Here is a 14,441-nt window from a genome sequence, read left to right as displayed (position 1 = left end):
GCATGGAACAGACCCTGATGGACAAGCTGACCATTCTGGCTGACAGCGCCAAATATGACGTTGCCTGCACCTCCAGCGGGGCGTCCCGCACCGCACGCCCGGGCACGGTGGGCAGCTGCTATGCCCCGGGCTGCTGCCATGCCTTTACCGCCGATGGCCGCTGCGTCAGCCTGCTCAAGGTGCTCATGACCAACTGCTGCTCCTTCGACTGCGGCTACTGCGTCAACCGCCGCTCCAACGATATCCCCCGCGCCACCTTTGCGCCCCGGGAACTGGCAGAGCTGACCATGGAATTCTACCGCCGCAACTATATCGAGGGGTTGTTTCTGTCCAGCGCGGTGCTGGGCACCCCGGACTATACCACCGAGCGGATGCTGGCGGTGCTGCGGCTGCTGCGGGGCGAATACCGCTTTGGGGGCTACATCCATGCCAAGGCCATTCCGGGCACAAGCCCGGAGCTTTTGCAGCAGCTGGGGTATCTGGCCGACCGTCTGAGCGTGAACGTGGAGTTGCCCAGCGAGCGCAGCCTGAACCTACTGGCCCCGGACAAGGGGCGGCACTCCATCTTCCGTCCCATGAAGCAGATCGCGGTATCCGGCGCTGCCAGCCGGGAGGAACTTACCCTTTACCGCCACGCGCCCAAGTTTGCCCCCGCCGGGCAGAGCACCCAGATGATCGTGGGTGCTTCGCCGGAGACGGACTACCACATCTTAAAACTGACCGAGGGAATGTACCACAAATACGGGCTGAAGCGGGTGTTCTACTCCGCCTACATTCCGGTAGCCGAGGACACCCGCCTGCCCACGCTGGACACAAAGCCGCCCCTTCTGCGGGAGCACCGGCTGTATCAGGCCGACTGGCTGCTGCGGTTCTACCAGTTCGAGGCGGACGAAATTTTAGATAAAGACAACCCCAACTTCAACCCCTATCTGGACCCCAAATGCAACTGGGCGGTGCAGCACTACGGGCTGTTCCCGGTGGACGTGAACCGCGCCCCCTTCGAGATGCTGCTGCGGGTGCCGGGCATCGGCCCAAAAAGTGCCCGGCGCATCTGGCGCGCCCGCAAGCAGGCGGCGCTGGGTCTGGACGAGCTCAAGCGCATGGGCGTGGTGCTCAAGCGGGCGCAGTACTTCATCACCTGCCGGGGCTTTTCCGGGGCGCACCCGGGACGCGGCAGTGCCGGGCGGGAGCGCATTACCCGGGCGCTCATCGACCCCAACGTATTCAGTGGCAGCTGCGAGCAGCTGAGCCTGTTCAGCCCGCCCGCTGTGGACAACCTCATCGGGCAGGGCGTACCGCCCCGGGCGGCTGTCCGCATGGTACGGGAGGAGGCGGTGCAATGTCTTGCCAAGGCACTGTAAGCCCCAAGGGGGCGCGCAAGCTGCACGATGCCGACGTGGTCTACCTGTATGACGGCAGCTTTGAGGGCTTTTTGTGCTGCGTATACGAAAGCTTTGCCCAGCACGAGCTTCCCTTTGCGGTGTGGACGCCCCAGCGGGAGACCGCCACCCTTTACCCGGTCAAGGAGATTACCACCGACCCCGCCGTTGCCCGGCGGGTGTTCGCAAGCTTTGGCAAAAAGCTGGGCGCAGAGACCGAGTACCTTGTCAGCCGGGATTTTCTCTCCGGGCAGGAGGACAAGGAGCTGCTGTTGCTCCGGTTTCTGCATCTGGCCTTTGCGCTGGGCCCGGGCACAGTCAAACGGGAGGGGCATCCGGTGGTCGCGCCCCTCTACGCCATGAAAAAAAGTCTGGACTGGGAGGTAGACAAGTTTCAGGGCTTTGTGCGGTTCGAGGAGCACGATGGGATGCTGGGCGCGGTCATCCACCCCAAAAATTATATCCTCCCCCTGCTGCGCCCGCACTTCTGCGGACGCTTCCCGGAGGAGGATTTCATGATCTACGATGCCGTCCATCAGGCGGTGCTGCTGCACGAGGGGCGCAGCACCCGGCTGCTGGAGCTGGCAGCGCCCTTGGAGCTGCCGCCGCCCAGTGCGCGGGAGCAGCAGTTTCAGGCACTGTGGACGCAGTTCTACAAAACGCTGGAAATCAAAGCGCGCCACAACGAAAAAGGCCGCATGACCCATTGCCCCAAGCGCTTCTGGGTAGATATGGTGGAGCTGAAGGAGGAATTACAATGAAAACAGGAAAAAAGTCCGGACGTTGGAAATATGCCGTCCCCGTACTGATTCTGGTACTGATTTTGGCACTGCTGGGGCTGCTCTGGAACAATGTGAATAATACGAGCAACTCCACGGACGAAATCTACCTCTACGGAGAGCGGCACGGCGAACAGTGGATCCTGAACCGAGAGTTGGAGATCTGGGGTGAATATTATAAAAAGGGAATGCGGGATCTGTTTGTGGAATACTCGTATGCAGATGCACAGTTCCTCAACCTGTGGATGCAGGCAGACGAAGACGAACTGCTGGAGCAGCAGATCAAGGACTGGGAAGGCTCAGCAGCCGGCACCGAGGTCAAAAAAAATTTTCTGAAGCAGATCAAGGAGAACTACCCAAAGACCGTGTTCCACGGCACCGATGTCGACCATACCTGGATGAGTACTGGCCCACGGTATCTGAAATATCTGAGAGCTAACGGACAGCAGGACACTGAAGAATATAAACGTGCGCAGGAAAACATCGTGCAGGGAAGGCAGTACTATAAGCTTTTGGAAACGGATAAAGAAGCTGCCGAACGGTACCGGGAGGACCGGATGGTGGAGAATTTCCAGCGCAGCTATCAGGAACTGGAAGAGGTGCACCATACCAACATCATGGGAATCTACGGGCGTGCACATATTGTTAACACAGGCTATTTGAATGCCGAATATTATATGGCAAAGCAGCTGAAGGAGAGCTACGGGGAAAAGCTTCACACCACAGACCTGATGCAGGAGCCGCAGCGAACCGACACACTGGAAGTCAACGGCAAGAGCTACACGGCTTCCTATTTCGGTGAGCAGGATATCTCGATGCTGAGCGGCTACAAGACCCGGAAATTCTGGCGACTGGAGGACGCATATGAAGATTTCAAGGTGCAGCCAACGGAGCAGGATATTCTGCCGTCTGACAATTACCCCGTCCGAATCGAGGCCGGGCAGGTGTTTGCCGTCGAATATCTGCTGTCGGACGGTTCGACCGAATGGCGGTATTACCGCTCGGACGGCACCATGCAGGACGGCCAGCTCATCACAATGCGGATAAAAATGGAGTAAGCCAGCTTTCTGCCCCGGCAAAGGATTTTTAGCCGAATTTTTACAAAGCGGTGCTGCTGCACGAGGGGCGCAGCACCCGGCTGCTGGAGTTGGCAGCGCCCTTGGAGCTGCCGCCGCCCAGTGCACAGGAGCAACAATTTCAGGCGCTGTGGACGCAGTTCTACAAGACGCTGGAAATCAAAGCGCGCCACAACGAAAAAGGCCGCATGACCCATTGCCCCAAGCGGTTTTGGGGCGATATGGTGGAGATGCAGGGGGAGTTGTAATTATTTTTCCTGTGCTTCCAGTGCGCTTTCCACGCCCTTGAGCAGATCCTCTGCCGGAATGCCGTACAGCCTTGCCAGTGCCATCAGGTTGGAGGTGTTCGGCTCTGAGGTGCCCGTCTCCCTTAATTAAAGATATTGTTGGGTAAAAAAGAAAGGTCAGTCGATTTTGCCGATGAAGCGGTAGTAGATTTCTACTTCCTGCTCACGGCTTCCGTCCTCGCCCTTGACAGCTTCGTGGACGGTTATTTTTTCAATTAGAGTGTTCAGAAGTTCGGCGGTCAGCTCCACAGGGTTGACATACTGTTTCATCAGGGCAATCCACTTTTCAGCATCCGCTGCGGTCTGTACGGCGGCTTCCATCGTTTCGTGAAGCTGTCTTATTTTTGTTTCAAGCTCCTTTTGCTCGTTCTGGTACTTCTCGGACAGCATATTGAAGTTATACTCGGTTATGCGTCCGGCAGACCAGTCCTCATACATTTTAGCAAACAGCCCGTCAACCTCGGCTTTACGCTTCTCTGCCTTTTTCAGCTCCGCAGCCTGCTTTTTCTTCGCAGAGTTTCTTTCCCTGTCGCTGGCATTGAGCAGGCGTTTCAGCAGCTTGTCCTCGTCTTTCTGTGCCAGCATAGACCAGTATTGCAGTCTTGCAAGCACATAGGCATACAGTACATCATAGCGGATATAGTGCATGGAACACTGGCGTAATCCCTGCCCGTTCTTGCTGCAATGGTAGTACCCGTATGGGTTCTTATTCTGCTTGTTTTCCCCATAGGCTAAAGACCATCCGCAGTCTGCACATTTTATCAATCCTGCGAAAATCTGTGTCGTACCGTTTCTGCGTTTCCTGCGTCTGCTTGCAATCAGCTCCTGAACTTTTTGGAACACTTCTTCAGAAATGATGGCTTCGTGGGTATTTTCCACACGATACCATTCTTCCTGCGGCTTCCGCACCTTTTTCTTGTTCTTGAATGAAATGTTGCTCTGCTTGTTGTGAATGCTGTGACCGATGTAGGTTTCCTCTTTCAAAATGCTCTTGACCTGTGCTATCGTCCACGCATAGGCTTTTTCTGCGGGCGCACCGGCGTAGATATTGGCGAAAGTCCCGTATCTTTCATAGTTCAGCCAGCCGGGGGTAGGTACTTTTTCCTCCACCAGAATCCGTGTAATGCTGGCGGCTCCACGCCCGTGTACAGCAAGGTCAAAAATCTTCTCTACAATCCAGCGTGTTTCCGGGTCGATCAGAAGATGACCTTTTTTGTCCGGGTCTTTTACATAGCCCAGCGGTGCATAGGCTCCATAGTGTGCGCCATTGGCAAATCTTGTGTGCATGGCAGCCTTGACCTTTTTGCTGGTCTGTCGGGCGTGCATTTCATTCAGGATGTTTAAGAACGGTGCAAGCTCGCTTTCTCCGTTGATGGTGTCCACATTGTCATTGATGGCAATGTAGCGTACTCCCTTGCTGGGGAAATAGATTTCCGTGTACTGACCGGTCAGGATATAGTTTCTTCCCAGACGGGATAAGTCCTTTGTGACAACGCAGTTGATTTTCCCGTCTTCGATGTCATCAATCATCCTTTGGAAACTTGGACGCTCGAAATTTGTCCCACTCCATCCGTCGTCAATGTACTCGTCTACAACGGTCAGCCCATGCTCTGCGGCATACTGTCTAAGCATCATGCGCTGGGTCTGGATACTGCCGCTTTCCCCCTGTAATTCATCGTCACGGCTCAATCTCAAATATAGTGCAGTGTTATAAATCGTTGTATTGTATGGTTGTTTCACGGTTAAAAATCCTCCTTCTAAAAGAAACAACCCACGCTTATACAATACTCGCTGGTACAAGTATATCATAAGCGTGGGCTGATTGACAGTCGTTATTCCGTATTTTTTCAGGAAGCGGCGGCAGCGTGCTGGATCACATCTTCCAGCAGGCTGTCAAGCGGCTTCCCATCCTGTGCGAAATGCTCCGATACCTTGATACGGACTTTCCCCATGACAAAATACTGGGTGCCGTCTTTTTCGGTAAGCAGGGTGCCGCTGTTTTTGTTATTGCTCTCGTTTTTGCTTTTTGCCATAGGCAGTTACCTCCATAAATGAAATATGCCCGACAAGGGAATGTCAGACAGGTGTACAGCCGCAGACTGTCTCCGTGTCAACCAAACCGTGTCAACCGGCAGAAAAGACTTTGAAAACAATCCATAGGCGCTCTATTATTACTTTTTACTTTTTCTTTGATTTCTTGGTTGACATGGTTGACAAAGGAGAGAAATGCCCCAAATATCAGGCTTTTCCCCGTCAACCGGCTGTCAACCAAAGCGTCAACCAAACTGTCAACCGGTGGCTTTTCAGAATGGAAGTTCCATTTGCCGGGCTTCTTCTTCCGTGATTTCCTGAAAACCGTCCCCCTCCGGCGGAGCTTGGTTGACACGCTCCCAGCCTTTTTGAGAACCGTATTTCTTATACCGCTTCGGGCTTTTGTAGGCTACCCAGCCCTGTATGATGCCGCCCGCAATGCCGGTATTCATAATCTCGCAGATTGCCCGTGTCTCCCAGTCTGCCGGGGAATTTAAGTTCCCCAGCGCTTCCTCATAAAGCTGCTTGGAACATACCCTGTCGCCGGTGTAGTCCTCCAAATAGGCGTAGATCATGCCGGCCTGTGTGTCTTCCTGCATAAAGTCCTGCTGGTGGGCGTTCAGGTATCGGTTCATTTCCATGCTGAATGACAGCTTATACTTCCCACTGCGATAAACCGTCATGGCTTCCGCCCACATCTGTTCGATATACGCCCTCGCCGCCGCTTCATCGTCCAGTATGTGAACCTCCGCCCGTTCCGGGTACACCGTCACGGGGAGAAAGCGCCGGTTGCCGGTGCGGTCACGGGGCAAAAAGTCCTGCCGGTTGGTCGTCCCTCCAAATACACATTGCCGCAGCCGGTCTGCCGGGTGTGTCTCATACGGCACTTTGTAGGTTTCTTTCTGGCGGCTTAAGAATGACTTGATTTCCTCAATACTCTTGGCGTTGGCTGTGGCAATCATCTCCGACATCTCGATAATCCAATGCCCTTGCAGCTTGCGGTACACATTTTCATCGTCCAGCTTCTTCAAATCGTCTGAAAACCATTCGTCCCTACCTGCCAGCAGCCGGAAAAAGGTAGATTTCCCGGCTCCCTGACCACCAACCAGACAGAGCATGACCTCAAACTTGCTCCCCGGTCTGAATACCCGCCGGATGGCTCCTATCAGGAACAGTTTCAAGGCTTCATAGGTGTATTCGTCCGTATCGGCTCCCAGAAAGTGATGCAGGGCGTAACGGATGCGCTCTGTGCCGTCCCATTGCAGGCTGTTCAGGTAATCCCTGACCGGATGGTAGCGGTTTTCATTGGCAACAATCTTGATGGCGCTCTGCACCTTTTTCTCGCTGGTAAGCCCGTAATTTTCTTCCAGATACAAAAGCAGGTAGTTCATGTCCATGTCGGTCAGCGTGGTACTGGTGCGCTCCCAGCCCAGCGGCTTCACAATGTCAATCTGCTCCGTCAAAAGGTTCAGGCGCAGCGCCCCACGAAACAGCGGGTCACGCTGGAACACCGTCAGGCAGTTTCGGATGCTGTTCTTCACGCCGCCTTTCTGCGTCCCCTCTAATGTCTCCCGGATTTCTGCTGGTGTCTGCGCCGGTTCCATTGTGTCCATCGTCTTTTTGACCGCTTCCTGCGTTTCCAGCGGCAATCTCTGAAATTCGCTGTTCAAGCCGCAGCACCTCCTTTCCCTGTGCGGCGATCAACGCCGCTTTTTCTTCTATTTCTCCGTATAACAAAATATCCAAAAGGTATTCTGTGTAGCTTATCCTCTGCAACGCTTCCACAAAAAGAGGATGCCAGATGGCATCCTGCGGCTGTGGGGCGTATGCTGTTTTCCAATGCTCCAACAGGCGCAGATAATCGCATAGCACCCGGAAACAATACCGTTCCGTTTCCTGAAATCTCTGCTCCGCTGATTTTTGTCGGGGCTGTGACCTGTTGTGACGCTTCCTATCTGGCGGCGCATTGCCGGATTTCTCATAGGAAACGCCGAAGTCCTCCGCAAGCCTGACCGCAGCTTCCCGTTTCCCCAATCCATGCAGCAAAGCGGAAAAGTCGATCACATCCCCGGAAGCCCCGCAGCCGAAGCAGTAAAAGCGGCTGTCCACTTTCATGCTGGGCGTGCGGTCATTGTGGAATGGACAGCAGACCATGCCGTTTCTCCCCACCCGGATTCCATAGAATGAAGCAGCCTGCCGGGTGGTAACAGACTGTTTCACCGCTTCAAATACATTCAAATGCTCCCTCCATAAAAATGCCGGCAGCGGTAAAGCTGCCGATTATATCATAATTCCATCTCGTGTTTCTTTCTCTGTACTTCCTGTGGCTGCTCCCTCCGGCGCAGTGCGGTATCTACGGCGTTCTGCACCTGCCGCAGCCGTATGACTTCCTCCCGGAGCGGCTTGTGCTGCGGAGACAGTTCGGCATACTCTGTTTTTAACTGTGCGTATTCCTGTTTCCATGCTTTCAGGGCAATGGGTTTTCCGTCCAGTTTTTCTTTCAGAATACGGCGGGCGGCATAAAACAGCCGTAACTCCGCATCGTGGGATGTTTCAAATTTCTCCCTCTGTTTCTTAAACTTGATATTGTTCAATTCCGTATGAATAGGTTTTAGCCGCTGGTAATTCTCGCCCTCCCGTATCAATTCCTGCAATTCCTTTATCCGGGCAGATTTCTTTTTCATGGAGCCGCTTAATGCTTCAAATTCTTCACTGACAGAGGAAAGACGCTCCTGCAAATCCTCTAATGTGAGCAGCTTGTTTTCCGTCAGATAATTGACGGCTTCGGCAAACTGCTTTAAGTTTCCGGTTCTGGCTTTATTGCTCCATGCCCCTGCGTTGCGCTGGTTGTAATAAGCGATCAGCAGGTCGGCAAGGCTCGGTGTCTGGGGTTTGGAAAGTTCTTCTTTTACCTCTGCCATCCAGACAAACAGGGCTTTGATCTTCTTCCTCACATCCTGCATGAGCCGGTTGGTGGCTTTAATCCAGCGGTTCAGTTCCCCTTTCTCGGTGCGGATGCCCTTTGCTTCCATCTGCCGGACATTAGCTCCCTCGTGGACAGTAGGTATCAGGTCAAGCCCCTGCCGCACATAGGAACGGTGGTCGATACGCACATCCAGCCCTTTTTCCTCAAATTTTGTATTAACGGCAGCCGCCCACTGCTCCCGCCAGTGTTCCAGCGTTTCCGGCTCATGCCAGTCTGTTGTATGGACAGCGTTAAACATATAATCGCCGTTTTTATCCCGGATTCGGTTTCCATCTTCATCAAGAAGATATTCCCGACGCTGTTTTTGTCCCCATGTGCCATCCGGGTTCAAAGGGCGCATGGTTGTCATCACATGAAAATGCGGGTTAGGGATGCCGCCGTCCTCTTTCTCCGGGCTGTGAAAAGCAAGGTCGGCAATCATGCCTTTTGTCACAAACTGCTCCTGTACGAACTTCCTCGCCAGCTCCATGTTTTCTTCCAGCGTCAATTCATTCTGCATGGCAATATCAAAGGAATAGGCAAGCTGTGCTTTTGGATGTTTCTCGCAGTTCTCCACAGCATTCCAGAGGGTCGCCCGGTCAAGATATATTTCCGGCGCATGGGGCGGCAGCATGATTTCCGAAGCGATCACGCCGCCCTTTTTGGTGTAGTCGCTGACTTCTCCATAGTAGCTGCTGTAAAGACGCTCCCCGGCTCGATAGGCTGCGCTGGCAATGGCGCTCTGACCGGCGCTGCGCTTGATCTGTGCGATTGAAAAATGATAAAGTGCTATCCTTAGTCACCGCCTTTCTCCTGCCCGGAAATACGGGCGTGGTTCTCTGTGGCAGACCGGATGAAATGCTCCGCCTGCGGCAGATTCAAAATGCTTTCCATGAGGGAATAAAATTCCGCTTCGGATAGCTCCTTTGTCTGTGGTGCAATGCTCTCAATAGCTGCCCCACGGGTAATCAGCCGGTGCGTCCTCTGTTTCCGGGAACCGCTTTCCAGATACGCCTGCCGGTTTTTCAAACGCTGCATTTTCCGTTTTTCCTGTTCCAGCAGGACAGTGGTTTTTTCATATTCCTGCTTCAACTGTTCCAAAGATTTTTCCATGTTCTCACATCCTTTGCTGATAAGATAAAGAAAGACCATCCGCAGACAGTCCGTGTGTCAGTGCTTCTATAAAACCCGATGAAAAGGGAAAACCGCAGAGCGGATTTCTCTTTGCGGCGGGTACACAGGGGATAGCCGCTTTAGCGGCGCAAGGGGGTGTAGCCACCTTGTCGGAGCGAAGCGAACGCAGACCTCGGATTGCTGATTTTATCAGCGGCAGAGGTAAGCTCCGCAGGACGCACGATACATGGTCTTTAGACTATGTATAGAAGTGCGCCCTTAGTTCCTAAGGGATTTTGCCGTTTCCGGCAGTCTTGTCCTTTTTCTTGGAACGCTTGGAAAGATACTTCGGGCAGTCAACCACAACCGCCCGGAAGCTCTGTTTACATTCGTGCTGGCATTTCCGGCACAGTTCGTTGTAAGTGATACGGCTGCGGTCATTTAAGAAGAAAGACCATTCCAACCGCCGCTTGTTACTCATTCTTGCCATAACCGGCTCCTTTCTCCGTTTCTATCTGATGTACGCAGATAGGCTGTTTTGATGTAGCGTCTCGGTATCATTTTTAAGTTTTTTTCCCTCTGTATGCCCCTTTGGAAAGTGCGGCAGTATTGCAAGTCAGGGAATGATACCTCACGCTTATTTGTCGCTTCCCGGTACGGTTTCGGAGCCTTTTGCCATCCATTCAAAGAAAGCAATTTTGCTGACCTTGATAAGTCTGCCCCTGCGGAACGCTGGAAAGCCGGGTGTGTGTACCAGCTCATAGGCGCTCGCTCTTGAAATTCCCATAATCCGCTGAATGTCCGCCACATCCAGAACCAGCGGTAAATCCTCGTAGCTGTTCAATCTCTTTTTATCGTTCATTCTGTTCCTCCCATAAATCAAATAGGTTAAAATGCTTCCTGTTGCCGTTCTCCCCAAAAGCCGTTTTCCTGCCCCATTCCTGCGGTGTTTCCCTGCATTGGTGCGCCGAATGCGTCACTTCTCCTGCCGGTCATATCCCTTTTGGACGGTCATTCACTTGTCAAGGTACTGTGCGGTACGAAATTACCAACCGCAATCATCATAGCGTACTATCCTTGACAAAACAATGATTCTGCGATACCATGAGTGTAACGGATATAACTGAATTATATAATTACCATAAACAAAGGCAGGGGATAGGGATGGAGAATCAGTTTATACGGCATGAGCCATGTTTTGAGAGGATTTTGTTTGTCCTGACGCTGGACAGGAAGAAAATGAAAGAGCGGATTTTGATTGGGGAAGAACAGCAGATCCGCTTCCGTCTGAACGGGAGCCAAAACGCAGAGGTGCTTTGTGATATGACACGCCCACTGGGAACTTTTTTGATAAACTTTGAGCGTGACACGGACAGAGACTGGAACTTATACGGGCTTTCTCCGCTGCGGCAAGCTCTCCACTCCAACCGATGGAAACAGCCGGAGCTGGAGCAGGCGGCAAGCGAATTTCTTTGGGAGAAATATCTTAGCAACGACCCTCTGAAAATGTATGTGGCGTTCCGTATCTGGAACAGCTATCTGCTTGCCAGAGAACCCCGTGACCGTAACGCTGCCTGTGACCGCTTCATGGATAAAATGAGCAGACTGACCGGGGTATTCCAAAACGAAACCATGAGCTTTGACAGGGAGACAGGAAAACCGAAACAATTTCAAGCTGGCAGCCTTTATTTCAAAGGCGCACCGTCAGAAGATACCCGGCTTGACCTCTGGTTCCCGGACAACCGGCGCACAGAAGAATGTGTGTCTGCCTATGCGTCCCTCTACCCGTTGATTACCTATTATCTGAACAGGCTGAATGACTGGGGGCTTTGCTTCCGGCGGTGCAAGGTCTGTGGAAAATATTTTCTGGCAAAGAGCCAGCGGTATGAGCTGTGCAGCGACAAGTGCCGAAAAGCACAGGCGCTTCAAAACAAGCGGGAATTTGACGAGAGGTCAAGAGAAAATAACTATGACCTGCTTTATAAAAATGAATGCCAGAACTGGCGCAACAAAATAAACCGGGTAAAAAATACCGCAGGCTTTCCGGCTGACCGTCTGGAAAAAATACAGGCTTCCTTTTCCGACTTTAAGAAAGAAGCCTTACAGAGAAAAAAGGCTGTAAAAACAGGAACGGCCAGCCCGAAAGAATTTACGGACTGGCTGTATCAGCAGAGTAATGTAATTGTTGAGCTGACCGAGATATGAAAAACTTTCTATCGTCAATTTCGCATTATTGCAATAACAGATTGCTTCTTCCATGAATGGTAATATTATCATCAAACTTTTGGAAGAACTATAAATGTCCGAGGTGCCTTTGATTTCGACAAAAAAACAGGCTGAATTGTTACAACGCTCGGACATTTCAAAAATTTTTTTGAGAAAAGGCGAAAAAGGCGGAGCAGCACACGCCGCCCCGCCGATCTCAAAAGGTCATTCCATCGCCCGCATTTGTTCAATCAGAGATTGTTTTTTCTGTCTGCGGACTGTCCATACAGACAAAATCAGCTCCATTCCGAACAATACCAGAATGAACAGACCCATTTCCAAAACCGGGAATTTGTAAGGCACTACTTTTCCGGCAAAAGCTCCTACACTAAATTTGCTGCAAGCAAAGATGGAAGCCGGAAGCCCAACGATCAGCGTCGCCAATGTTGCAAAGAATGCATAGCACAGCCCCTCGCAGATATTCATTTTACATAGCTGCTTTTGGGTCAGTCCGATGGAACGCAAAACACTGTTTTCCTGTTTTCTGGACATTTGATTAGAGAGGGTCGTGTTAATTAGGTTGATAACGCCAAAGAGGAATACCAGCCATGAAAGTACCTCCATACTGCCAAATACAAAAGAATTTATATTTTTTTCATACTCAATTACAGTGTTAATATCATCTAATGCAATATCCGTATGAGCGGATATAATATTTTTTAATTCATCCCTCACATGATCCGCTTTTTGGGGATCACTTACAATGCTCCATGAATAATCGAAAGAGGTGATTTCCGGGTGCAGTTCATGGAACAATGCTTCCGGTGCAAATTCCAATACACCGTCAAAGTGATGTGTTCCATGTCCATTATCCAGATTATTGTTAAACACCCCGGATATAGTAACCGGAATGGTTGATTTCCCGGAGATAAGTTCAGCTGTTTCTCCGACACCTATATGTTCACGGTTACTTGTTGCCGAATCAATTAGGATGCTGTGTGTATCCGTCGGCATAGTGCCCTCTATCAATGAAGCTTCAACCTTAGAATAATTTTGATCAGTCAGTATATCACACATACCACCATATTCAATTCCGTTGACGTTATAATTTATATGAAGGCTTTGCCTTTTTGCAATCACATCGGTTACACCGTCAATAGACAAAATTTCCTGTTTGAGTTCCTCATTCAGTGGATTTCCTGCTGCCATGACTTCTTGTTCTGACAACTTTGAATCCAGATAAACCTTATAGTCACCATCCGGGAACTCTTGTCTTGCAAGCGCCTCTGGGGAGCGCAGCAAAACAATGGAGGATACCACAAGCAGGATAATTCCGCCCAAACTCAAAGACGCTATAATAGAGATTGTCTTTTTGCGGTCACGCTTAAAATTCGCAATTCCCATTGAAACAGGATTGAGCTTGATATTCTTTTTCCGGCTGCGGATGTCCTTTTGCACCGGGGTAAAACGGACGGCTTCAATGGGGGAAATCCCTGCCGCGATTTTCACCGGCTTACGGATGGAAATAGACACCATGATCCAACTGCTTATGAGTGTCAGGGAAACCATAACGACATAGGAAACAGCGTTAAATCCCTTGGAAAACAGAAGAAAACCGCAGCATACGCCCAGCACTGTACCAACCAAAATTCCGATACTGCCGAGTTTGCGTCCCTCCCGCTTTACAATCCGCTTGATTTGCTTTGGCGTTGCACCAATCGTCCGAAGCTGTCCGTAGCTCCTGATTTTGTCATTGATGGAGATACGGAAGATACTCTGAATCACAATATAGCCGCCGATCAGAACAATAACAATCACACCAACAATCGGTAAAAAATCAAAGGATTTAGAAGCATAAGCAAAATACTTGTTGTTCATGCTGGGATTAGGAAGCTGATATTCCTCTGCAATCTCCCTGCAATAAGAGGTTATCAGTTCCTCGCCCAACTGGTCGCTGTTTTTGAAATGGACATAGGCGCGATACCCAGCCGGATCAAACCCTTTCCATTCTGTCAGGGCAGCTTTGGAAAGAATGATAGCGCAGGTATTCGCTTCTTTTTCATTTACGCTGTCCATAATGCCGGTAACGACATAATCACCATGAAAACTCTCGGTATCTAAGGTCACACTGTCCCCGATCTTGGCATTGTTTCCATAGGTGGAGAGAAAGTATTCGCTTACGACAACTTCATTTGCTTTTTGGGGCAGATTCCCCTCCAATAGCTTCATTTGGTCGCGCCCAATCTCCATCATTTCTGCGTCATTATATACATAAGAGGCATGATAGCCCTGTTCCGAAAGTTCCTCACCGAGCATATAGTAGCCGCCTACGCGCTCAAACTCCGGCAGTCCTTTCAGGGTTTCAATGTCGTTTTCCTCTACGCCCAGCCAGACCGCCTCATAAGTATCGACAACCTGATTGCGCTGCATTTGTGTCAGGGAAGTAGCTACAATTCCCGTAAAGCAGATCAGAAATGCCGCCAGCGCAACGGCGATCACTACCATCAGATTCCGGCGCTTCTCGCTTTGCAAACTTTTCTTTGCCAGCTTCTTTGTAATGGCGCTGGTATCATTTTCAAAAGGCCATGTCATAGCCTGCCACCTCC

General features: G+C 51.2%; 14 protein-coding genes. 5 read left to right on the top strand and 9 right to left on the bottom strand.

Annotation, left to right across the window (positions count from 1 at the left end; all coding sequences use genetic code 11):
- Positions 1–2: 2 nt before the first annotated feature.
- From MTP39_RS01455 to MTP39_RS01440, 4 genes are read left to right on the top strand one after another with little or no spacing between them, the layout of a single operon-like run.
- Positions 3–1,361 (top strand): putative DNA modification/repair radical SAM protein, encoded by a 1,359-nt coding sequence (locus MTP39_RS01455; protein ID WP_249241172.1) that lies wholly within the window; start codon positions 3–5, stop codon positions 1,359–1,361.
- Positions 1,340–2,140: a TIGR03915 family putative DNA repair protein gene (locus MTP39_RS01450; RefSeq protein WP_249241171.1), complete on the top strand. Its 801-nt coding sequence runs from the start codon at positions 1,340–1,342 to the stop codon at positions 2,138–2,140. The genes MTP39_RS01455 and MTP39_RS01450 overlap by 22 nt, the downstream gene beginning before the upstream one ends.
- Entirely contained in the window at positions 2,137–3,216 is a 1,080-nt protein-coding gene (locus MTP39_RS01445; protein WP_249241170.1) for a hypothetical protein, read from the top strand. The genes MTP39_RS01450 and MTP39_RS01445 overlap by 4 nt, the downstream gene beginning before the upstream one ends.
- 50 nt (positions 3,217–3,266) lie before the next feature.
- The gene (locus MTP39_RS01440; protein WP_249241169.1) at positions 3,267–3,482 is read left to right on the top strand and encodes a DUF4130 domain-containing protein; all 216 of its coding nucleotides are present in this window, start codon (positions 3,267–3,269) and stop codon (positions 3,480–3,482) included.
- A gap of 156 nt (positions 3,483–3,638) precedes the next feature.
- Here the strand turns inward: MTP39_RS01440 and MTP39_RS01435 are convergent, their stop codons facing one another.
- The 8 genes from MTP39_RS01435 to MTP39_RS01400 form a co-directional block, all read right to left on the bottom strand.
- The gene (locus MTP39_RS01435) at positions 3,639–5,330 is read right to left on the bottom strand and encodes a recombinase family protein (RefSeq protein ID WP_005936058.1); all 1,692 of its coding nucleotides are present in this window, start codon (positions 5,328–5,330) and stop codon (positions 3,639–3,641) included.
- 38 nt (positions 5,331–5,368) lie between these two features.
- Complete coding sequence (locus MTP39_RS01430; RefSeq protein WP_004849804.1) at positions 5,369–5,554, bottom strand: hypothetical protein; 186 nt, start codon at positions 5,552–5,554, stop codon at positions 5,369–5,371.
- A 270-nt stretch (positions 5,555–5,824) separates the two neighbouring features.
- Positions 5,825–7,165, bottom strand: coding sequence for a virulence-associated E family protein (locus tag MTP39_RS01425; RefSeq protein WP_249242078.1), 1,341 nt, complete (start codon positions 7,163–7,165; stop codon positions 5,825–5,827).
- Positions 7,050–7,790, bottom strand: a complete 741-nt coding sequence (locus MTP39_RS01420; RefSeq protein WP_024730557.1) for a CHC2 zinc finger domain-containing protein — start codon at positions 7,788–7,790, stop codon at positions 7,050–7,052. The genes MTP39_RS01425 and MTP39_RS01420 overlap by 116 nt, the downstream gene beginning before the upstream one ends.
- A 47-nt stretch (positions 7,791–7,837) precedes the next feature.
- On the bottom strand, positions 7,838–9,310 hold the full coding sequence (gene mobQ / locus MTP39_RS01415; protein WP_217285477.1) for a MobQ family relaxase: 1,473 nt from the start codon (positions 9,308–9,310) through the stop codon (positions 7,838–7,840).
- A gap of 2 nt (positions 9,311–9,312) precedes the next feature.
- Positions 9,313–9,630 carry a DUF3847 domain-containing protein gene (locus MTP39_RS01410; protein ID WP_008816380.1) on the bottom strand — a complete coding sequence of 106 codons (318 nt, stop codon included), beginning with the start codon at positions 9,628–9,630 and terminating at the stop codon, positions 9,313–9,315.
- Between the two features lie 286 nt (positions 9,631–9,916).
- On the bottom strand, positions 9,917–10,120 hold the full coding sequence (locus tag MTP39_RS01405; RefSeq protein ID WP_004614949.1) for a hypothetical protein: 204 nt from the start codon (positions 10,118–10,120) through the stop codon (positions 9,917–9,919).
- A gap of 147 nt (positions 10,121–10,267) precedes the next feature.
- A complete protein-coding gene (locus MTP39_RS01400; RefSeq protein WP_005362423.1) occupies positions 10,268–10,492 on the bottom strand; it encodes a helix-turn-helix domain-containing protein in 225 nt (74 codons plus the stop codon).
- Positions 10,493–10,794: 302 nt separating this feature from the next.
- Between MTP39_RS01400 and MTP39_RS01395 the strand changes: the two genes are divergently transcribed.
- Positions 10,795–11,835, top strand: a complete 1,041-nt coding sequence (locus MTP39_RS01395) for a DUF6076 domain-containing protein (protein ID WP_008816376.1) — start codon at positions 10,795–10,797, stop codon at positions 11,833–11,835.
- 225 nt (positions 11,836–12,060) lie between these two features.
- Here MTP39_RS01395 and MTP39_RS01390 read toward each other — a convergent pair whose 3' ends face one another.
- Positions 12,061–14,427 (bottom strand): ABC transporter permease, encoded by a 2,367-nt coding sequence (locus MTP39_RS01390; RefSeq protein WP_249241168.1) that lies wholly within the window; start codon positions 14,425–14,427, stop codon positions 12,061–12,063.
- Between the last annotated feature and the right edge of the window lie 14 nt (positions 14,428–14,441).

Origin of the sequence: Faecalibacterium sp. I3-3-33 (genome assembly GCF_023347295.1) — a bacterium.
Classification (GTDB): domain Bacteria; phylum Bacillota; class Clostridia; order Oscillospirales; family Ruminococcaceae; genus Faecalibacterium.
Note: the sequence above shows the minus strand (reverse complement) of the source record. Positions and strands in the feature narration are given on the sequence as shown.

Coding starts and splice junctions, on each gene's coding strand:
- MTP39_RS01455 (WP_249241172.1), top strand. CDS start 3: ATGGAACAGACCCTGATGGACAAGCTGACCATTCTGGCTGACAGCGCC.
- MTP39_RS01450 (WP_249241171.1), top strand. CDS start 1,340: ATGTCTTGCCAAGGCACTGTAAGCCCCAAGGGGGCGCGCAAGCTGCAC.
- MTP39_RS01445 (WP_249241170.1), top strand. CDS start 2,137: ATGAAAACAGGAAAAAAGTCCGGACGTTGGAAATATGCCGTCCCCGTA.
- MTP39_RS01435 (WP_005936058.1), bottom strand. CDS start 5,330: ATGATATACTTGTACCAGCGAGTATTGTATAAGCGTGGGTTGTTTCTT.
- MTP39_RS01430 (WP_004849804.1), bottom strand. CDS start 5,554: ATGGCAAAAAGCAAAAACGAGAGCAATAACAAAAACAGCGGCACCCTG.
- MTP39_RS01425 (WP_249242078.1), bottom strand. CDS start 7,165: ATGGACACAATGGAACCGGCGCAGACACCAGCAGAAATCCGGGAGACA.
- MTP39_RS01410 (WP_008816380.1), bottom strand. CDS start 9,630: ATGGAAAAATCTTTGGAACAGTTGAAGCAGGAATATGAAAAAACCACT.
- MTP39_RS01405 (WP_004614949.1), bottom strand. CDS start 10,120: ATGGCAAGAATGAGTAACAAGCGGCGGTTGGAATGGTCTTTCTTCTTA.
- MTP39_RS01400 (WP_005362423.1), bottom strand. CDS start 10,492: ATGAACGATAAAAAGAGATTGAACAGCTACGAGGATTTACCGCTGGTT.
- MTP39_RS01395 (WP_008816376.1), top strand. CDS start 10,795: ATGGAGAATCAGTTTATACGGCATGAGCCATGTTTTGAGAGGATTTTG.
- MTP39_RS01390 (WP_249241168.1), bottom strand. CDS start 14,427: ATGACATGGCCTTTTGAAAATGATACCAGCGCCATTACAAAGAAGCTG.